At 38.5% G+C, this 20203-nt stretch carries 16 protein-coding genes and 1 pseudogene; 4 read left to right on the top strand and 13 right to left on the bottom strand.

The annotated features are described in order from the left end of the window. Nucleotides 1-168: 168 nt before the first annotated feature. The 8 genes and pseudogenes from ACQ86H_RS07320 to ACQ86H_RS07285 all read right to left on the bottom strand — a co-directional run. The gene (locus tag ACQ86H_RS07320) at nucleotides 169-906 is read right to left on the bottom strand and encodes a hypothetical protein (RefSeq protein ID WP_431294307.1); all 738 of its coding nucleotides are present in this window, start codon (nucleotides 904-906) and stop codon (nucleotides 169-171) included. Then, complete coding sequence (locus tag ACQ86H_RS07315; RefSeq protein ID WP_431294306.1) at nucleotides 903-1841, bottom strand: hypothetical protein; 939 nt, start codon at nucleotides 1839-1841, stop codon at nucleotides 903-905. The genes ACQ86H_RS07320 and ACQ86H_RS07315 overlap by 4 nt, the downstream gene beginning before the upstream one ends. Before the next feature lie 3 nt (nucleotides 1842-1844). Next, nucleotides 1845-3659: a type VI secretion system Vgr family protein gene (locus ACQ86H_RS07310; RefSeq protein WP_138818044.1), complete on the bottom strand. Its 1815-nt coding sequence runs from the start codon at nucleotides 3657-3659 to the stop codon at nucleotides 1845-1847. A 40-nt stretch (nucleotides 3660-3699) separates the two neighbouring features. Continuing rightward, nucleotides 3700-4416 (bottom strand): hypothetical protein, encoded by a 717-nt coding sequence (locus tag ACQ86H_RS07305; RefSeq protein WP_431294305.1) that lies wholly within the window; start codon nucleotides 4414-4416, stop codon nucleotides 3700-3702. Between the two features lie 9 nt (nucleotides 4417-4425). Then, on the bottom strand, nucleotides 4426-5004 hold the full coding sequence (locus tag ACQ86H_RS07300) for a hypothetical protein (protein ID WP_138818046.1): 579 nt from the start codon (nucleotides 5002-5004) through the stop codon (nucleotides 4426-4428). A gap of 251 nt (nucleotides 5005-5255) precedes the next feature. Then, nucleotides 5256-5651, bottom strand: a complete 396-nt coding sequence (gene tssD / locus ACQ86H_RS07295) for a type VI secretion system tube protein TssD (RefSeq protein WP_025145659.1) — start codon at nucleotides 5649-5651, stop codon at nucleotides 5256-5258. Nucleotides 5652-5756: 105 nt separating this feature from the next. Then, complete coding sequence (gene tssD, locus ACQ86H_RS07290) at nucleotides 5757-6152, bottom strand: type VI secretion system tube protein TssD (protein ID WP_025141859.1); 396 nt, start codon at nucleotides 6150-6152, stop codon at nucleotides 5757-5759. Nucleotides 6153-7297: 1145 nt separating this feature from the next. Beyond that, nucleotides 7298-8547 (bottom strand): annotated as a pseudogene (locus tag ACQ86H_RS07285) (APC family permease); the annotation flags it as partial. Between the two features lie 374 nt (nucleotides 8548-8921). Here ACQ86H_RS07285 and ACQ86H_RS07280 point away from each other — a divergent pair. The 4 genes from ACQ86H_RS07280 (at nucleotide 8922) to ACQ86H_RS07265 (ending at nucleotide 14836) form a co-directional block, all read left to right on the top strand. After that, nucleotides 8922-11168 carry a sodium-translocating pyrophosphatase gene (locus tag ACQ86H_RS07280; RefSeq protein WP_431294304.1) on the top strand — a complete coding sequence of 749 codons (2247 nt, stop codon included), beginning with the start codon at nucleotides 8922-8924 and terminating at the stop codon, nucleotides 11166-11168. 115 nt (nucleotides 11169-11283) lie between these two features. After that, complete coding sequence (locus ACQ86H_RS07275) at nucleotides 11284-12759, top strand: amino acid permease (RefSeq protein WP_138818049.1); 1476 nt, start codon at nucleotides 11284-11286, stop codon at nucleotides 12757-12759. 81 nt (nucleotides 12760-12840) lie between these two features. Then, nucleotides 12841-14190, top strand: a complete 1350-nt coding sequence (locus ACQ86H_RS07270) for a porin (protein WP_246862625.1) — start codon at nucleotides 12841-12843, stop codon at nucleotides 14188-14190. A gap of 79 nt (nucleotides 14191-14269) precedes the next feature. After that, a complete protein-coding gene (locus ACQ86H_RS07265; protein WP_086549389.1) occupies nucleotides 14270-14836 on the top strand; it encodes a MarC family protein in 567 nt (188 codons plus the stop codon). A gap of 617 nt (nucleotides 14837-15453) precedes the next feature. Here ACQ86H_RS07265 and ACQ86H_RS07260 read toward each other — a convergent pair. From ACQ86H_RS07260 to ACQ86H_RS07240, 5 genes are all read right to left on the bottom strand, one after another. Then, a complete protein-coding gene (locus ACQ86H_RS07260) occupies nucleotides 15454-16302 on the bottom strand; it encodes an RsmB/NOP family class I SAM-dependent RNA methyltransferase (RefSeq protein ID WP_431294303.1) in 849 nt (282 codons plus the stop codon). 158 nt (nucleotides 16303-16460) lie between these two features. After that, nucleotides 16461-17489, bottom strand: a complete 1029-nt coding sequence (locus ACQ86H_RS07255; protein ID WP_431294302.1) for an ABC transporter substrate-binding protein — start codon at nucleotides 17487-17489, stop codon at nucleotides 16461-16463. Nucleotides 17490-17783: 294 nt separating this feature from the next. Beyond that, the gene (gene guaA / locus ACQ86H_RS07250) at nucleotides 17784-19313 is read right to left on the bottom strand and encodes a glutamine-hydrolyzing GMP synthase (protein ID WP_138818052.1); all 1530 of its coding nucleotides are present in this window, start codon (nucleotides 19311-19313) and stop codon (nucleotides 17784-17786) included. A gap of 141 nt (nucleotides 19314-19454) precedes the next feature. Continuing rightward, the gene (locus ACQ86H_RS07245) at nucleotides 19455-19853 is read right to left on the bottom strand and encodes a type II toxin-antitoxin system VapC family toxin (RefSeq protein ID WP_138818053.1); all 399 of its coding nucleotides are present in this window, start codon (nucleotides 19851-19853) and stop codon (nucleotides 19455-19457) included. Then, nucleotides 19850-20086: a type II toxin-antitoxin system Phd/YefM family antitoxin gene (locus ACQ86H_RS07240; protein ID WP_025145669.1), complete on the bottom strand. Its 237-nt coding sequence runs from the start codon at nucleotides 20084-20086 to the stop codon at nucleotides 19850-19852. The genes ACQ86H_RS07245 and ACQ86H_RS07240 overlap by 4 nt, the downstream gene beginning before the upstream one ends. Nucleotides 20087-20203: the final 117 nt, after the last annotated feature.

Raw genomic sequence — 20203 nt, 5'->3', positions numbered from 1 at the left:
TATCGGCTGCCAATCTGGAGTTAGCAGCACCAGCTACGTCACCGGCTGCTTCTCTTATCGCGGCTTGGGTATTAAATTCCATCATTTCGCGGGTAATTTGTTGATTAGTACGTGTTAGATTTATTCCATTTTCAACAACAGCTCCAACAGCCCCTATAGGCTGATTGACTAATCCTTCTGTTTTTGCACTCTCTCCAACATCGCTCCATCTCCATATAGGAAGATTTTTTTTGCTGCTTCTTCCTTACTATTTTCGCCATCTACATAACCATAAACTGCAATAGGAGCTGCCACCAGTAAACCTATAGGTGTAAAAGCTGTAGCAGCAGTAATTACACCAATTATTGCCTGAGATGTAAAATGGGCGGCAATTTCAGCATTGTTATTGCTGGTAATTTCTTTTGCGGCAGCCATTGCAATGACCGGATCTATGATAATAGAAACCACGCCTCCTTTTGGGCAGTTCATCAATGATTGACTAAGTAAAGCTTGTTTTTTATCAATTTCGACCCCTCCATGCGACAACATCCACTTCCCCTCTAAAGTAGCATCACAATCGTGCGCTATCTTATACAAACCTGTTACCCCAGCACCAATACTCGTTGCCGCAGCCGCAAGCATTACCCCTGCTGCTACCAATGCTAACCCACCGGTTGCAACTGTTGCAACGGCAAGCGCAGCTACAGCAATTACTGCTGTTAAAATCTGCAGGCCTCCCCAAAATTTACCTGCAACTTTACATGAAAAAGTATCACTGATTTTTTTATCATCGGTATTTAACAAGGGCGCTTTTTTGCTTGATAATATTACTGTGGAAACCCTCGTGATACCTATCTGAAGAGGTTTACCATTAGTCATATTGGTACAAATAACATTAGCACCCTCATGTACATAAGAATAACTCATTCTATCCTCCTTAATTTATAGTCTACAACTACTTCGACATTGTTTTTAACTTCTTCAGCTAAAAAAACGTCAGTCTCTTCAATCAATGACAAATCTGTATTGATAACTTGCCTTACCTGGTATTGAAAGTCGTAACTAGAAAACTTATATCCAACAATGGGCTGAAATTTTTGATCATACTGCTTTTTTATAGAGCTGATATCTATTTCTTTAAGGTCAATTTTACTTTGCTTTTTAATTTCGACAAACTCAGGTTTTTCAAAAACAATTTCTGAAGAAACGTGTAAAGGAACCGAAACGTCTTCAAAAAGCTGAGAATTGTAATTTAAAGTGTAATGCTTATAAACTTCTGATAGATTCACTAAATACCGATCAAAAAAAAGATCAAAAAATAACTTCGTTTGTATATCTTCAATGAGAAGTTTTTCATCTTTAATCTGCGCTTCTGCCAAATAAATAAATTTTTGAAGTTCAATCTCAGCATTACTTGATCTCAAAAAAGAATATCTCTCTTTTATATTGTTTTTAAAGCTTTCCCAATTTTTTAGCACTTCCTTGTAGTTCAATATCTTGTTTATTTTCCCTGTCTCACTGTCAACCTGTACAGTTATATTACATTTAATCAGGTCCAGAGACGAAAACAAGTCCATTGCTTCAGAGAGATTAGAAGGATTTATCTGAATAATATTATCAAAAAGCAAAACCTCTACAATCAAATTCCCATTATCAATTTTATTTTTAACATGAAACTCGCGCTTTGTGGTTGCATGGTTAGTAATCACGCTATTAAATTTAGTCGCAACAGTTTGCTCGCAACGATACTTCAAGAGAATGGGTTCTGTCCTTTCAGTATCAATTACCTTATCAATCTTTGTATCAATTTTATTTTCTACGTGGACAGGCTCATCCTCATCGAAAAATTTAAATCTGCTCATATATTAATTAATTTTAACTGGACTACCTGTTATTTTTTGTTCACCTCCTGAAGTTTGAGAAATAGTGGCATCCGAGCACACTACAATCGTTCCCTGCGATTCCAAATTATAAGTTTTACTACCTAAGTTTACTGCAGTTGTTCCAACTGTACCAATATTCACCTTGGCACCTGGCATTTTACCCGCATTCGCATTAATCTCATCTGTACCCCGAATATTAATGATCTTGCCAACAATATCAATAGTCCCATTGCTATTTAGTGTAATGCTACTTCCATCCTTGCCGCCTGTACTTAATGTTATTTTGGTGTCAGCCTGCTCAGTAATAAATCCTGGACCATTTTCAATCTTCACAAAATTAGCAGCATTAGTACCCAAGTTTAAAGCATGGTTTAAATCATCAAAACTTAGGCAACTCCCTTTTCTTGAAGTTAAGCCCTTTGTATTACTGTTTTTAAATCCACTGCTATCACCACTTTTGCCATGGTACACGCTACCCATTACTACTGGCCTGGCCACGTTGCCTTCTTCAAAAGCAACGACCACCTGATCGCCCTTTTCAGGGATGACATGGAAACCCCTGTTTTTCCCGGTATCGCCACTGCCGGCATTGGGGCTAACAACCCTTAACCATTCAGTTGGGTCGTTGGTTTGGCATTCCCATTTAAATTTAACCTTAATCCGGCCCTGTCCCTGTGGATCATCATTATCGATCACATCGGCAAGCTGCATATCCGAATGTGGTTTTTCGTAATTTCTGACCATTAAACGTTCCGTTGTAGCCACCAGGCCTTCGAAAGTGTTGCTATATTTACCTGTTCCATCTATCTGATGGTTGATACTAGTGATCAGAAATTTTCCCAGGCTTTCGGTTGCAAAAGCCAGTTCCTTTCTTACACTCATGGTGATTTCGGCAATGCTGCCAATGCTGAGTGCGGCATTATCACCACCGGCATTAATCTTTAACAATTCACTAATGTGAGCCTTTTCTTCATTTTCTACATGGCTTTTAATATCATTGCCATTATCAACCCTGATTAATGAAGGCTGGTTAAAGGTTTTGCTGTACATCGAATTGGAGGCCTTAATGGCATGCGCCAAATCTGGATTTCCGTCTGCTTTCCCCGTACTTTCACTATGCAGCATTTCATCCTGTTTAGGATTATAGGCAAAACGCTTGTATTTTATCGGCGAAACTTCCATGGCGTATTGCAGGTTATGCACATCGCGACCATAAAAGAGTGCTATTTCTTTCTGTTCGTCGGGCTTGCCAAAATTAAGCTGCCTGCCATCATAATAAAACCACTCGTGGTATTCGCCCGATAGCCGGTTTAGGAATGCAAAATCACTTTCCCGGTATTGAATCAGATAATCTATCGGCGTTTTTCTGGATGCATTGGCCACTATTGTTAAATCGTTGGCCGGTGTATCTTTTGTAGCAAGTTTTACAATGGTATCGAGATCTTTATCGAGATAAGAACCCAGATCCGGTCCGCGGTCGATTAATATAGTAGGGCTATAACCACTTATAATTAAAACACCATGATAGCCATGGCTCTGCGAGAGCTCTACCTTGGTAACCAGGCCGGTAAAATGTTGCATACCCTCTATGGAGTGCCCAAAAGCAGCCGTTAAGGTTTTACCTACAAAGTCGCGACTGTCATCTAAATTGATTAAACCTGGTGTACCCAGCTGATCATGATTACAGTGCAGTTCAAAATAATGGTGTTGATTAAAGGCTTGTAGTAAACTAAAAGAAGAAAAATGAGCAATTGTCGTATCTTCTATACTAATTTCTACGATAAGTTTGTTTTCCATAATATAATATTATAATTTATTGTGGGAGCAGCGTTTTAGGCTACATTGATCTATACACTGCAATTTTATAAAGCCCCGGATAGAAATGTACTTCAAATGATACACCTGCTGTATTTCGTTTGTATGAGGCATCTATAACTTTCTTATTATAGGGATGCACTTCTATGGTATTTCCTTTTTTTAAATAGCCATTCCCAATCATTGTATCAATATCATTAGGCTTTACATGGATACATCCATGTGATTCTGCCAGCTGAAAGATTTTTCCCATTGATGTTGCAGCTTCATCGGGTGGCGTGGTATGTATAAAATCTCCCATGATATATTCCTTCCCATTCATTTTACGATCATTGTTAGTGTCTTTGAAATATTTAACAGAAACATGTCCAAAATCATTAAACAACCATTTTGTTGGTATAGGAGTATTAGGATAAAGATCGCGCTGATATTTTAGCACCGCATTTGTAACGCCATTCTGATCGTTTTTATATTTTCCCCATTGTGCATTTACATCGGTTAATTTTTTCCAGGTACCCAGATGTTTTACCATTACAATGTTTCCACTTATTTTAACTTCTGTACCCCATGCTATTCCCGACCATTCAGCATATTTTCCATAACTCACGTGTTTCTCAATACTTTTTATAACAAACCTTCCAGCTGTTGTAGAAGTCTGCGCGTGCCCATCTCCTCCCATTTTAACGTTCGAAGGCCCACCGTGGGCATCAAATTCTTTAATCTTTACGAGCGTATTCATTTTGTTAAATTAATTGTATTTTAAAACCTCTACCATTATTACCCGTGCCTGATCTAGTTTTTCATTATTGTTGAAGGTTAATTTAATTGAAGTGCTGGTAGAAACATTAATCTGCACCGGAAGTGGTTGCTCGGTTACACCAATCGTAGGTTTTTCCTTTTTGAGGCTCCCGAAATAGCGCGTAAAATCTCCGATGTACAAAGAATCCGTAATGGATTTTGGCACTAGGAATATAACCCCTGCTTTTATCTTATTGATTGTATCTTTATTTTTATAAACCTGTGCAATGATATTTTTATCCGCATTGTCTTCCGCACTCTTATGTATGGCTAATGGTAATTTACCGGAAAATGCTTTATTTAACGAGATCAGCCCGGTCTCGCTGAGTTTTGACAAAGGTATTTTTGAAACCGAATCTATGTAAGTAAGGAATAAATGTTTACTATCCTTTTCCTGATGAACAGTTTTTAGTGACTTATCGTCTTTTTGATCCTGCTGAACACGATTTTCATTACAGCTTAAAAAACAAAGCATAACCGCAAAAAAAGCGACTGAAAGTACTTTAACCTTAGAAATTGAGCGTAGCATTTACATTAGTTTTAAAATTACGAGAAAGGTGATTATCTTAAAGTTCCCTATTCATCTCAGACTGCTTCTAACACTTTACTATAAGTCTAAACGCCGTAGTCATCACAGAGATGATAATGACCTTAAAACAAACAGTTTGCCTCAGCTTATCTTTTTCCGAATTTGTAATACTATAAAAAGCGAAAGCAAGCTATGGCTTACCTTCGCCTTTTAAGGGGGCTGGTTAATTTACCTTATACCACCAGTATCTATTAAGCTTTTGGCCAATCGTTTTCATGTTCCGCGTTACCCAGTTTTAGCTTACGGGCAGATACTACGAAACTTAAAGTCATAGGTGTATTGTCGTTTACCGCAATACCCTCGTTATACTGGATGATATAACCATCTTCGAAAGACAGTTCTTTCATTTTGGAATCTTCTTCGCCCTTTTTGAAAACCAATGTTCCGGAAAGCGGCTTATACTGGTTGTTAACCATTGATTCGATCACTGAAGTATCTTCAGTTGATTCGATTTCGATGTGGATGGTACCACCATAAACACCTGAGGATGGACGGCCTTTTGCGTCAACATCTCTATTTAATGAAAAGCTGCACTGTAGTACATCAAATTCTTTTGATCCTAAGTTTAAACGGGTTTTGAATGCCATTGTAGTAAAGTTTTAAAATGAAAGATAAATTAATTGCGGTCAGCGGTTGGCGCGGAGCGAAGAGCATGGAATATATTTGCCTTAAACCTTACGCCTTAAACCTAACTAAGCTTTTGGCCAATCATTAAGGTGCTCTGCGTTACCTAATTTAAGCTTTCTCGCTGAAATCTGGAACTTGAGCGTCATCGGGTGATCGCCCACAATGTTTATTCCTTCGGAATATTTAACAATGTAGCCATCCTCGAAGTTAACTTCTTTCATTTTGGCATCTTCCTCTGTTTTCTTGATCAGAAGGGTTCCTGTAATAGGTTTGTACTGGTTATTTACCATCGCTTCGATAATTGAAGTGTCTTCGGTTGATTCGATCTCAATATCGATGGTACCGCCGTAAACTCCGGAAGAAGGTCTTCCTTTAGCATCTACATCTCGGTTTAACGCATAGGCACAGTGAAGCACATCGTACTCCTTGCCTGAAAAGTTTAATCTAGCTTTGAAAGCCATAGTTTTAAAATTTAAAGGTTAAAAATTTGGTTAAGGTTGCTGCAGCTACCGCTTTCCCTAAACCAAATATCAGGCCAATAATGCACTATACCATTCATTAACAATCCATAAACCTTTAATCAAAGAACAAAAATTATAAAAAAAATAGCCTAAAAATACGCTAGAACTAATATTTTAGGTTTTATATAAATGTGGAAAAACTATTTACAACGAAGTTATAAGCATACAACAATGTAGGAAATAAGTATAAAAACTGATACAAAATTTAGGCAGAAAGTTTAAATTTTTGAGAAAAGGTATGAATGATTAAGCATAGGGTTTAGGGAAAACACCCTACTGCTTTCAGAGTTTAAAAATTGAGTTCTCTTTTTTAGAAAAGCAAAGCCTGTGGCTCTTTTTTGTGTCAGTCCCGCCACATGCTCATACGCCTTCAGGCCTTAGGCGCATGGCCGGTATCCGCTGTGTCTGGTTTAGAAATTGAGTTTAATGCACAGATTTAAGTTAATAAACCCGGTAGCAGCGAACACGAACCCGATTTTTTCTATCGGGTGAGTAAAGCGTATAACGGGACTTTCGGAACCGATTGAAACAGAACCCTGATTTTCAAAATTTAAAAATGAGATTGGTGAGGTTGATATGAGATTTGAAACCTAAAAGCCGGTTGAAAGCCATTATACTTTAGTGTAAAGAGGCTGTATCATAAATTGTATTCAATCGAATTGTCACGTTGAGCTTAGCCTGTACTGTGCTTGACGAAGTATCGAACCGCCTTGTAAGACATTTAAAAAACGTCCTTCGACAAGATACCATTGACAGACGCCAATAGTAAAACCGTCATTGCGAGGAACGAAGCAATCTTAATGCGAGCGCTAGTAGCGATCATTGTAAGATTGCTTAGTCGGCTGAAAAGCCTTCTCGCAATGACGATTCCTCACAGTCTACAGCTCATTAAAAATTCTTCTGTCCATTAATATTGATTTTTATAAAATAAATTAGCCCTCAGGATTGACAATTCAATATTTATGAGACGGCTAAACCTCTTCCTCTTTTTTATTGATCAAAAAGTAAACAGGAACCCCGAGCAAGACAATCACAAGTCCAGGCCAGGTATATTGTTGTTTATAAATGAGTAACAAAATGCAAAACGCTGCCCCTATTAATAGGTAAATAATTGGCGTAACCGGATATAACCAGGTTTTGTAAGGCCTTTCTATATCAGGTTTTTTTATTCTTAAATAAATCACACCAAAAACAGTAATCATATAAAAGAGCACAATAACAAAAGAGATCATATCTAAAAGGTTACCATACTGCCCGCTTAAACATAAAACAGAAGCCCAGATGCCCTGCATCCAAAGTGATTTTTCCGGAACCCCGTTTTTATTGTTTTTAAGCGCTGCTTTAAAAAACATTCCATCTTTTGCCATGGTTTGAAATACCCTTGCCCCTGCCAATACGATTCCATTAACACAACCAAAAGTAGAAATCATTACCAGCAAAGCAATTATGATGGTGCCAGCCCCACTACCAAAAATTTGCTCTGAGGCTGCAACAGCAACCCGATCATTGAGGGCAAAAGCAATACTATCCCGGTTCAAGGTATTGAGATAGATAAAATTAACCAATAAATAAAGAATCATTACGGCCGAGGTGCCCAAAACCATAGAACGCACTACATTTTTTTAGGGTTTTCAATTTCTCCTGAAACGAAAGTTACGTTTTCCCAGGCAACGCTCGAAAATACAGAACCTACCATTGCAGCTGCAATCCCTCCCATTATTGTCATTCCGGAGATAGATTCCCATCCCGATTTCAGAAAATTGCCGCTCGGGTCTGTTTTAAGATTATTGAAAGCGCCCCAGCCAAAACTCATATTACCTGTCCAAAAACTGTTTTTCACCAAAAGAAAGCCCAAAATAATTAAGCCGATTAAAGCAACAATTTTAGACCCTGTAAAAATATTCTGCAAAATTTTGCCGCCCTCTACACCTTTTGTATTGATATAAGTTAAAAGCAGAATCACGCCGATAGCCAAAATCTGGATCCAGGTAATTTTATAACCGCCGCTTTGAAAAATTGGAGCAGCATCGTTTAAAGCGGGTATCAGATAGGCTGTAAATTTACCAAAAGCAACAGCAACGGCCGCAATAGTACCCGTTTGAATTACGGTAAACAAGCCCCAACCATAAAGAAACCCCATCATCTTACCAAAAATCTCTTTCAGATAGGTATATTGCCCACCAGCTTTAGGAAACATAGAAGAAAGTTCTCCATAAGAAATTGCGGCTGCAACTGTCATTACTCCAGTTATTATCCATACTACTATTAACCAATAACCAGAACCTAAATTCCTCATGATATCGGCACTAACAATAAAGATACCGCTTCCGATCATTGAGCCCATTACCAACATTGTGGCATCGAAAAGGCTTAACTTTCTTTTGGAAGGTTCATCTTCTTTTTCAATTTTCATTTTTCAGTTTGGTTTAGTTTGTGGCTAATTTATTTAAAAAAAGAAAATAGGAGCGCTTCGCCTGTATTATTTTAATTGAACAAAATTTTATTTAACACGGTAATGAAATTTTTAATCACAAGAAGAATATTTTATTAACTTGCTACTTATAAGTCCGAAGTCCGCAGTAAATTAACGGATTAGCTAAGTTCGGAGTTTGGAGCGGGCGCTTGAAGTCGATAAAACAACTTAAACCATCGACCGATTTAAACAGTTAAGCAATAACAACTAACCAAATATAAAACCACTTATTAACTATGGATTTTTTACAAAACAATTTAATTTACTGTATCCCGGCACTGGGCCTTGTTGGGATTATAGTTATGATGATTAAAAGCGCCTGGGTAAACAAGCAAGATGCAGGTGATCAAAACATGCAGGAACTTGCGGGCTACATAGCCGATGGTGCTATGGCCTTTTTAAAAGCTGAATGGAGGGTATTGAGCATTTTTGCTGTGTTTACGGCTGCACTCCTGGCCTATTCGGGAACAATTACGGAAATAAATGGTATCCCGATGCATTCGAGCTGGATTATCTCCATTTCTTTCATTATTGGAGCTGTATTTTCTGCAACCGCAGGTTATATCGGCATGAAATCAGCCACTAAAGCCAATGTAAGAACCACGCAGGCCGCCAGAACGAGTTTAAAACAAGCCTTAAAAGTCTCCTTTACCGGAGGTACGGTGATGGGCTTGGGTGTTGCCGGACTAGCCGTTTTAGGTTTAGGTGGCTTATTTATTATATTCTTAAAGCATTTTAACGTAGTATCGGTAAATAGTGTAGAGATGAAAACCGCCATTGAGGTATTAACCGGGTTTTCACTAGGAGCAGAATCTATTGCCTTATTTGCCCGTGTTGGTGGTGGTATCTATACCAAAGCCGCTGATGTTGGTGCCGATTTAGTTGGAAAAGTTGAAGCTGGCATTCCTGAAGATGATGTGCGCAACCCGGCTACCATTGCCGATAACGTGGGCGATAACGTGGGTGATGTTGCCGGTATGGGTGCCGATTTATTTGGCTCTTACGTAGCCACTATTTTGGCTACAATGGTTTTAGGACAGGAGATTGACGTGAAAGATAATTTTGGAGGAATGTCACCTATCCTTTTACCCATGGTAATCTGTGGATTAGGCATTATATTTTCAATCATCGGAACCTGGTTCGTCACCATTAAAGATGAAAAATCGAATGTTCAAAATGCGTTGAACCTGGGTAACTGGTCGTCAATTGTGATTACAGCGGTGGCTTCATTCTTTATCGTAAAATGGATGTTACCGGAAACGCTTAGGCTTCGTGGATATGAATTCTCAAACATCAATGTATTTTATGCCATTATAGTGGGTTTGGTAGTGGGTACCATTATGAGTATCGTAACCGAATATTTCACTGCAATGGGCAAGGGCCCTGTAAATTCGATTATTCAACAATCTTCAACCGGGCATGCCACCAATATTATTGCTGGTTTATCAGTAGGCATGAAATCTACTGTAATCCCTATTCTGGTACTTGCCGGAGGAATTATGGCTTCTTACCATTTTGCAGGTTTATATGGTGTGGCTATTGCTGCAGCGGGCATGATGGCCACTACAGCTATGCAATTGGCAATAGATGCTTTTGGGCCGATTGCGGATAATGCCGGTGGCATTGCCGAAATGAGCCAGTTACCTCCGGAAGTACGTGAACGTACCGATAATTTAGATGCAGTGGGTAACACCACCGCAGCAACCGGAAAAGGTTTTGCCATCGCATCAGCTGCTTTAACCTCTTTGGCTTTATTTGCTGCCTTTGTTGGTATTGCAGGCATTACTGCTATTGATATTTATAAAGCACCTGTTCTGGCGGGTTTATTTGTTGGCGGAATGATCCCCTTTATTTTCTCTGCTTTATGTATTCAGGCAGTGGGTAAAGCTGCGATGGATATGGTGCAGGAAGTGCGTCGCCAGTTTAGGGAAATCCCAGGTATTATGGAATACAAAGCTAAACCTGAATACGAAAAGTGTGTGGCCATTTCCACCAAAGCCTCTATCCGTGAAATGATGATGCCTGGCGCTATTGCTTTAATAACTCCCGTAATTGTGGGCTTTACCTTTGGACCAGAAGTTTTAGGCGGTTTATTGGCCGGTGTTACCGTAACTGGTGTATTGATGGGAATTTTCCAGAGTAATGCCGGAGGTGCGTGGGATAATGCTAAAAAATCTTTCGAACAGGGTGTAATGATTAATGGTGAAATGCACTATAAAAAATCAGAACCACATAAAGCTTCTGTAACCGGAGATACTGTAGGTGACCCTTTTAAAGATACTTCTGGCCCTTCGATGAACATTTTGATCAAATTAATGTCTATCGTTTCACTAGTTATTGCTCCTTACATCGCAGTCAAGGCAATTGCAGGCGAACACCGTACAGAAGTTCGCAAAGAAATCAGAATTGAGCAAAAAACCGATGGTTTGGGCAACACAAAAACCGATACTTTAATCAATACAACCGATACTTTAGCGCATTAGTTGTAAAAACCTAGATAGAAAAAGTATAAAAGGGATTTTTAACTTAAATCCCTTTCACATTTTCGTAATTTTTATTTAGGTTTGGAGCTGAAATAATCTAAACAAAAACTAAAATATGGGTTTATTTACTAAGAAGCCAATGCATTTGCTGCTAGAAGAAGCGGGAGATTCAGCCAAAGGCTTAAAGCGTACACTTAGCGCCGGTGCATTAGTGGCATTAGGTGTGGGCGCAATTATTGGTGCTGGTCTGTTTGTTAGAACAGCAGCAGCAGCAGCACAAAATGCCGGGCCATCTGTTACCATTGGCTTTATTATAGCTGCAATTGGTTGTGCATTAGCCGGTTTATGCTACGCAGAATTATCATCATCTATTCCGATTTCAGGTAGTGCCTACACTTACACTTATGCCACCATGGGCGAGCTTATGGCCTGGGTAATTGGCTGGGATTTGGTGTTGGAATACGCCGTTGGAGCTGCCACAGTAGGTATTGCCTGGAGCGAATACTTAAATAAATTACTGGTAGAAGTGTTGCATACTTCGCCCATACCGTATGAGTGGTGCCACTCTCCTTTCCAGTCGCACCCTGATGGAACCGTAAATGGTATAATCAATCTTCCGGCATTATTTATTGTAGCCTTATTGAGTTTACTTTTAATTAAAGGAACATCAGAATCTGCTTTTGTAAACGGAGTGATCGTAATCACAAAAGTAGGTATTGTAATCCTGATCATTGTATTAGGTTGGGGCTTTATACACGAAGCGAACCACCATCCATATATTCCAAAAGCGACTACCTATGTAGATCATGCAGGTATCAGCCATAGTTTTGGTGGTTTCTGGGGAGTTATTGGTGCTGCAGGAACAGTGTTTTTTGCGTTTATCGGCTTTGATGCCGTAAGTACTGCAGCGCAAGAGACTAAAAACCCTAAAACCGCAATGCCAATCGGTATCTTAGGTTCATTAGCAGTATGTACAGTTTTATACATCTTATTTGCACACGTTTTAACCGGTATTGCTCCAGTTGAGTTCTTCAGAACTAAGGGTGGTGAGGCATCAGTTGTGGCTGCGATAAGTGAATATATGACAGGCTATAGCTGGTTAGCCAAATTGGTTACAGTAGCTATCCTGGCAGGTTTTTCTTCTGTAATCCTGGTGATGTTATTGGGTCAGAGTCGTGTATTTTATTCAATGAGTAAAGATGGTTTATTGCCAAAAATGTTCAGCGATTTACACCCAAAATTCAAAACACCTTACAAAGCCAACCTGGTAATTTTAGTAATTGTAGGTCTTTTTGCAGCATTCATTCCTGGTGATGTGGTAGGCGATATGACCAGTATTGGTACCTTATTTGCCTTTATGCTGGTTTGTATAGCGGTAATTATCTTAAGAAAAACTGATCCTGATCTTCCGCGTCAGTTCAGAACACCTTGGGTACCATTAATTCCAATTCTTGGTGTAGTTGCCTGTGGATTAATGATTCTTGGCTTAGGCTGGACAAACTGGTTAAGATTATTTGGCTGGTTAGCTTTAGGCTTTATCATTTATTTCGGATACAGCAAAAAGAATTCACATTTGAAAGACGCTAAATAAGCCATATTTTTCAAAAAAATTAAAGCCCCGATTTAAAGTCGGGGCTTTTTTTATGTTAAATAATTGTTAATAAAACTACCTTTGCAGAAAATTGATAAGATGTACCGCAATTCTGCTAAAATTAAAAGCGTTTATTTCTCTTTAACTGTTGTTTTACTCTTTATTTCCACATTAGGGTATGCACAAAGAACAATTAACGATGTAATGGATTCTACAACGGTAAACCATTTGCTTATTATATCAAAGAAATATGGCTCATTATCGTTTAGTGGATATTTACAGCCACAATTTCAGGTTGCGCAATCAAACGGCACACAGGCAGAATACCAGGGAGGGAATTTTGGCGAATTCACCAATAATCGGTTTAGATTGAGGAGAGGTCGTTTAAGGGCCGATTACATGATGTTAACAGAAGATGGCAGTCCTTCTACCTATTTTGTACTTCAGTTTGATGGTACGGAACAAGGTGTGGCTATCCGCGATTTCTGGGGACGTTATTACGAAAACAAATGGAAGATACTGGCAGTAACCCTTGGTCTTTCGGGCCGTCCGTTTGGGAACGAACTGCAATTGTCTTCTTCTGTCAGAGAAGCACCAGAGCGTGGACGGATGTCACAGATTTTAATGAAAACAGAACGCGATCTGGGGGTTACTTTTACCCTAAATCCACGTTGGAAAGATGCTACACTTAAAAACTTTGTATTCGATTTCGGCATTTACAATGGGCAGGGTTTGGCCGGCCCGGGTGAGTTTGATAACAGCAAGGATTTCATCTTCAGGTTAAGCCATAAAACTTATTCATTTAATAAATTTACTATCGCGGGCGGTATCAGCACACTACAAGGCGGTTTAAACCATCGTTTACCACTCAGCTATAAAATGGACAGGAGTAGCGATCAATGGAGAATGGTTAAGGATTCATCCGCTTCAACAATTAATAAGGTAGCTCCAAGGAGATATTATGGTGCCGATATTCAGTTGGCTACAAAAACCAAAAGCTGGAAATCAGAATTAAGGGCCGAAGTGGTATCAGGGCTACAAACAGGCACTTCAACTACCTCAACCACACCAGGCTCCTATCCTGTTGATAATAAATCGCTGGCCTTGCCTTATTATACCAGAAATTTTAACGGAGCCTACCTTACCTTTGTGCAGACATTAAACAGTACCGATAACCAGCTTATTTTAAAGTATGATTGGTACGATCCGAATGCAAAGGTGAAAGGACTTGATGTTTCAGGCGACAGAGGACTTTCTGCTGCAGATGTTCGCTTTGATACTTTTGGTTTTGGCTTTTTACATCACTTTAATCCACACTTTAAGGCGGTAATTTATTACGATATTATTAAAAACGAATCAACGCAGATTAAAGATTATACGGCTGACAGGAAGGACAATGTGCTCACTTTAAGAACACAGTTCTATTTCTAATAAATAATCACACAATTGAGGAATTGATACAAATTCCGCTACCTTTGCTTAAAATTGTCCCGCTATGAAATTCGATTTTATGACGTTCAACTTAAGCCAGATCCTATCAACAACGATGGTACTCTTTGCGATTATCGATATTTTAGGCGCCATTCCGGTTGTAATCGAATTACGTAGAAAAGCAGGTCATATCGAATCGGAAAAAGCATCACTAGTGGCAGCAGGTTTAATGATCCTCTTTCTATTTGTTGGCGAATCGCTGTTAAAGGTAATCGGATTAGATGTAGAATCTTTCGCAATTGCAGGCTCATTCGTAATCTTTTTTATCGCAATGGAGATGGTATTGGGATTAACCATTTTTAAGGAAGAAGCACCCGAAACGGTATCCATTGTTCCATTGGCTTTCCCGTTAATTGCCGGAGCTGGAACCATGACCACCCTACTTTCGTTAAAAACAGAATACCATACCCAGAATATCCTGGTCGGCATAATACTCAACATGTTGTTTGTTTATTTCGTACTAAAGAACACCAACAGGCTGGAAAAACTTTTCGGAAAATCAGGCTTAAACATCTTACGTAAGGCTTTTGGCGTAATTTTATTGGCCATTGCGATTAAATTGTTCAGGAACAATACAGGGCTTTAGGGATCATTTCAAAGATTCGTCACCCTGAATTTATTTCAGGGTCCAATAAGCAAAAAAGATGCTGAAACAAGTTAAGCAAGACGACGAACGTAGGAAAGTACTTGTCAAAATAACAACCCTTCCAATCAATTAGTAACAATAATTTCGTATATTCATCTAAACATAAAGCTTACATCATGAACAGCTTTGAAGAATATACCTTAATTATTGGAGCCATCGCCGTGTTAGTCGAGGCGGTGAAATACGTCAAAAGGAATTTCAGATCCTGGTTTGAACATACTTAGTACGCATTGAATCGATTTCTATTTTTTAAATAGATTCGTCATTTCCAACTTGATTGGAAATCTTAAAGCATTAGGATTCCCGCCCGCGCGGGAATGACGGTCTGGGAAGATATTCACTGATCTTAAAATCCATTAATCCTGTTAATCCTGACTCTTCTTAATCAACCTGGCTACAAACATCGTATCCGCATTATTTTCATAACCTTTTATCAGTTCCATTTTTTCCAGTTCTAACGGAAGTGTATCAAGTATATGCTGCACAACCGCTTCATTTTCTTGCGCAAAAGCAGAACAGGTAATGTAAATTAATGGCTTACCTGGTTTTGAAGTATTTCACCACGTTTTGCACAATGCTTTTTGAATACCTGCAAACTGATTGATTTTACGTTCTTCGAAAAAAGTAAGCATTTCAGGCGTTCTTCCCCAGGTTCCTGAACCAGTACAAGGTGCATCCAGGATAATGCCATCAAATTGATAATGGTGCAAAACCTGATCGTTGTTCTGCAACAGATCGATTTCCTTTTTATGGTATTTCCTGATTCCCGCTAAACGGAAACGCTCATCCAGGTTTAACAATACACTTTCGCGCAAATCAGAAACCAAAAGTTCGATAACTGGCTCCAAACTATGTAAAAGCAGGGTTTTCCCACCCGATGCGGCACAGCAATCCCACCATTTATCCCATTTATTTGGTTTGAAATATTCACCTGTATGCTGTGAAGATAAATCCTGAACCTGATAACTTCCCTCATTTAAAATGGTTTCAAGCTTGGTTCCATTGGGTAAAGCCAGGGCAGTATCAGTAATCATTTTCACTACAATACTTTCACCTTCCAATTTAGAGACAATTGCTGCAGAATCTTCGGTTTTCACGCGGATAAACAGATCGGGTTGTTTAAAGAACGAAGTAAAAAATGCTTCTTTATCAATGTCGTTAGAAAGCGTTGTATGGAAAGGATAAACTTCTTCTATATTAAAGTCAGGATATTTAACTTTAATCAGCGCTAATTTTTCCCCGAGCGGCAAAGTGATATTTTCCTTTAAATCTGGTAAATTCTTCTCCACCAGCAAGCTTAAAGTATCGTGGCACAGAAAATCTGCAATACTCAAACGGACTTCATTGTGAAGCGTTGGTAAAGCTTTTCCTAATCTAAAAAGCTGTAAATATGGCGGGTAGCCCACCTCCTGTCTGACGACCCCATTTGCTTATGCTGTTTAAAATAAGCGGGCAGAAAGCGATGTAAAGGCAAACTTCCATCATAACTATTTAAAATCTGTTCAAAGGCTCTTAACTGATGATCTGCTCTCATGCAATATTAAAATGGAAGAAAAATTTTAGATTACTCAACTGGGCTTAAAGCGAAGTTTTTAAACTTCAACAGCATTAAACTGGTGTTAATATAGCCTAATTTTTCATCATGGATAAATGAAAAATTATTATGCAACCCTTTGTACTTATCCTTTACAATATAATCTTTATAATCTTCGCCGTAAGTTACCAGTAGTTTGCCAAAATAATAGCCAACATCGAATCCTTTAAAAGCATATTCTCCAGGCTCAAAGCCATATTTATAGCGGTATTTTTTGATAAAAGTAATCACGCCACTACTTTTATAGTCTATTTTGTAGGATGAACTAATGATGGTATTCAGATCTTGCAATTTATCGGTAGGATAATTCTGTTTAACCCAGTTCGGGTGACCAAAAAGCGAGAGGTTATATCCACCTGACGGAAGATGTTTTAATTTATAAAGTTTTTCGATAGTCGGGAGCACAAAAGGCCGGTCGGCGGAGGTAAGCACTACCGCATATTGTTTGCCTTTGATCATCCTTGTTTCAAAGGCATAAGCCGAAGCATACTCCTGTACAATAAATTTGGTATTGGTTTGAAAATAGTTCCTTATTGGTGCTGCAAATTGCTCGTCTTCTGTTTTTTTAGGGTTAATCAATACCACTATCGTATTAGCTGGATTGTAATTTTTAGCAATGTATGTGGCTATCTTTTTTCCATGTAAGCCAATATTATTTACAATCGATACCAGATTTGGATTGTTAAACTCAGCAGGTTCGGAGGCGGCCAATGGAGATACAATGATTGCATTATTTTCTTTGGAATAACTGGAGATAAACTTTAATCCGTCAGGAAAAACGGGGCCAATGATTAAATTGCTTTGTTTGAAACGATCATTCTTGTACAAGAGTGATATATGTGCATTGTCATCCTCCGTATCAAAAACATTAAGTTTAAAATTTAAACCTTGCGCGGCAGCAGAATCCAGTCCCAATTTAAACCCCTGATAAAAATCAATAGGCATCGCATACTTCTCGATATCGGCTTTTGTAGCTGCTTTTAAATTCAGCTCATCCAATTTAAATGGAACAAGCAGGGAAACATTTGCCTGCGAAAACTTTTTGACAGGCTTTTTATCTGCAGGTTTCTCTTTTCAACCGGTTTATTCGTTTCGGGCTTAGGTGTCCTGAGTTTAGGCGAACAAGCACTCAAAACTATCGTAAACAAAACCAGCAATCCGTAAACCTTCTTAACATTCATACCTATCGTTTTTTAACAAAATATGCTAGCAAAGTTTATTCCACCTTGCTAGCATCACACTTATTTTATGCAGTTTGGACTGAAAACTCCAAACTGAAAACTTATAACTGAATTATTCCCACTCAATAGTTGCTGGCGGTTTAGAGCTGATATCATATACCACTCTGTTAATCCCTTTAACTTTATTGATGATTTCGTTAGAGATTTTAGCCAACACCGGATAAGGCAAATGACACCAATCTGCAGTCATTCCATCCAATGATTCAACCGCTCTTAATGCAATTACATTTTCATAGGTACGCTCATCACCCATTACACCAACAGACCTAACCGGCAAAAAGATGGCTCCTGCCTGCCATACCTGATCATATAAACCTGCTTCTTTTAAATTGTCGATATAAATTTTATCAGCATCCTGTAAGATAGCTACTTTTTCTGCAGTAACCTCACCAATAATGCGAATACCTAAACCTGGTCCAGGGAAAGGGTGACGGCCTAAAATAAACGATTCTAAGCCTAAGGCAGTACCTACTCTTCTCACTTCATCTTTAAACAAAGTTTTAAGTGGTTCTACTACTTTAAGTTTCATAAAGTCTGGCAAACCACCCACGTTGTGGTGCGATTTAATGGTAGCCGACGGACCTTTAACCGAAACCGATTCGATGATGTCAGGATAAATGGTACCTTGGGCCAGCCATTTAACATCCTGAATAAGGTGAGATTCTTCATCGAAAACTTCGATAAAAACACGACCAATGATTTTACGTTTTTGCTCAGGATCTTCTACCCCGGCCAACTGGCTTAAGAATTTATCTTTAGCATCAACGCCTTTAATGTTCAGGCCAAAATCTTTATACTGCTCTAAAACACTTTCATATTCATTTTTACGTAATAAGCCATTATCAACAAATATACAGTGTAGGTTTGTGCCGATAGCTTTATGCAAAAGTACCGCAGCAACACTGCTGTCAACACCACCAGAAAGTGCCAGAACAACTTTATCGTTACCTACAGTAGCTTTAATATCGGCAATGGTTGTTTCAACAAATGCAGCTGAAGTCCAATCCTGACTGCAACCGCAAATATCAACTAAGAAATTTTCCAAAAGGATTTTCCCATCAATACTATGCGTTACCTCAGGGTGAAACTGAATGGCATAAGTATCAGAATCTTTAATGTGGTAAGCCGCAACTTTAACACTGTCTGTACTGGCAATCAGTTCAAAATTTTCAGGAATATCGGTAATGGTATCGCCATGGCTCATCCAAACTTGCGAATCGATGTTGATGCCTTTAAATAATTTATTCTCCTGGTTTACAAAATTCAGGTTAGCACGGCCATATTCGCGTGTTGAAGATGGCTGAACTGCACCACCGGAATGTTGTGCAATATATTGTGCACCATAACAAACCGCCAGTAAAGGATATTTTAAGTGGTATTTTGATAAATCAATTTGAGGCGCATCTTCCTGGCGAACAGAGTATGGGCTACCCGAAAAGATAACACCTTTTACGTCATCTGTAATCTCAGGAAGATTGTTGTATGGATATATTTCACAGTAAATATTTAGTTCGCGAACCCTACGAGCGATGAGTTGTGTAAATTGCGAACCAAAATCGACGATAATGATTTTTTCTTGCATCCGCAAAGGTACCAATTAGATATGAGATTTGAGAGGGGAGATTTGAGATTTTTGAAGGAAAAAGTTTGACGCTTAGCGCATAGTGTTTGGCGTTAATTAATCTTTTTTAAAAAATTAACAGAACAAAAACAAAGTAGAAAATTACCAGATAATCTTTAAACCTGCTGATTGGTATTTATTAATATTTTCATCTTTGCTGATTAAAGTAATATCATTCTGAATGGCCTGCCATATTAACATCCTGTCAAATGGATCTTTATGCCAGATGGCATTTAATTTATAATGACTTGCTGCCAACTCTGGTGAAACCGGCATTAAGTCAAAGCCCAAATCTTTTGCTTGGCTCGACAATTCATTAGGCTCTAACCCTATAAGATTAAGTTTACCAAGTGCATATTTTAAAGATATTTCCCAAAGGCTGATGGCGCTTACAAGAATTGTATTTTCATTATTTTCAATAATAGATATTGCTTCGTTTGAAAGTCTTTTTGTATCAATTATTGCCCATAAAAACACATGAGTATCTAACAAATAAATCATAACCCTAAAAGTTCTTCATCTGTCATGGCAAAATCGTCATTGAAAATCACCTGAGCTTTTCCTTCTAAAGGGCCTAATTTTCTTTTACCTTTATTTTTGCCAGATTCCGGAAGAAAATAACCAATAACTTCTTTCTTTCTACCATAAGTTACGGCAATACCAATACCTGCCTTAACATCTTCAAGTACTTCAGAAAAGTGAGCTTTAAATTCCCCAACCGACATTGTTTTCATAGCTAATAGATTTATAATCAAATATAAACAAAAGTTGTCAAGTTGAAATTGACTTATGTTTTTAGATCTAAACTTCGTTTGCTGATATACGATTTGCAGCAACTAATGAACTAATGA

The sequence above is a fragment of the Pedobacter sp. P26 genome (genome assembly GCF_050632135.1).
Taxonomy (GTDB): Bacteria; Bacteroidota; Bacteroidia; order Sphingobacteriales; family Sphingobacteriaceae; genus Pedobacter.
The sequence above is the reverse complement of the archived record's forward strand: the minus strand, read 5'-3'. Positions and strand labels throughout refer to the sequence as shown.

What these genes read in the sequence shown, in the direction of transcription:
- ACQ86H_RS07320 (WP_431294307.1), bottom strand. Translation starts at nt 906, where the DNA reads ATGAGTTATTCTTATGTACATGAGGGTGCTAATGTTATTTGTACCAAT.
- ACQ86H_RS07315 (WP_431294306.1), bottom strand. Translation starts at nt 1,841, where the DNA reads ATGAGCAGATTTAAATTTTTCGATGAGGATGAGCCTGTCCACGTAGAA.
- ACQ86H_RS07310 (WP_138818044.1), bottom strand. Translation starts at nt 3,659, where the DNA reads ATGGAAAACAAACTTATCGTAGAAATTAGTATAGAAGATACGACAATT.
- ACQ86H_RS07305 (WP_431294305.1), bottom strand. Translation starts at nt 4,416, where the DNA reads ATGAATACGCTCGTAAAGATTAAAGAATTTGATGCCCACGGTGGGCCT.
- ACQ86H_RS07300 (WP_138818046.1), bottom strand. Translation starts at nt 5,004, where the DNA reads ATGCTACGCTCAATTTCTAAGGTTAAAGTACTTTCAGTCGCTTTTTTT.
- tssD (WP_025145659.1), bottom strand. Translation starts at nt 5,651, where the DNA reads ATGGCATTCAAAACCCGTTTAAACTTAGGATCAAAAGAATTTGATGTA.
- tssD (WP_025141859.1), bottom strand. Translation starts at nt 6,152, where the DNA reads ATGGCTTTCAAAGCTAGATTAAACTTTTCAGGCAAGGAGTACGATGTG.
- ACQ86H_RS07280 (WP_431294304.1), top strand. Translation starts at nt 8,922, where the DNA reads ATGGATTTTTTACAAAACAATTTAATTTACTGTATCCCGGCACTGGGC.
- ACQ86H_RS07275 (WP_138818049.1), top strand. Translation starts at nt 11,284, where the DNA reads ATGGGTTTATTTACTAAGAAGCCAATGCATTTGCTGCTAGAAGAAGCG.
- ACQ86H_RS07265 (WP_086549389.1), top strand. Translation starts at nt 14,270, where the DNA reads ATGACGTTCAACTTAAGCCAGATCCTATCAACAACGATGGTACTCTTT.
- guaA (WP_138818052.1), bottom strand. Translation starts at nt 19,313, where the DNA reads ATGCAAGAAAAAATCATTATCGTCGATTTTGGTTCGCAATTTACACAA.
- ACQ86H_RS07245 (WP_138818053.1), bottom strand. Translation starts at nt 19,853, where the DNA reads ATGATTTATTTGTTAGATACTCATGTGTTTTTATGGGCAATAATTGAT.
- ACQ86H_RS07240 (WP_025145669.1), bottom strand. Translation starts at nt 20,086, where the DNA reads ATGAAAACAATGTCGGTTGGGGAATTTAAAGCTCACTTTTCTGAAGTA.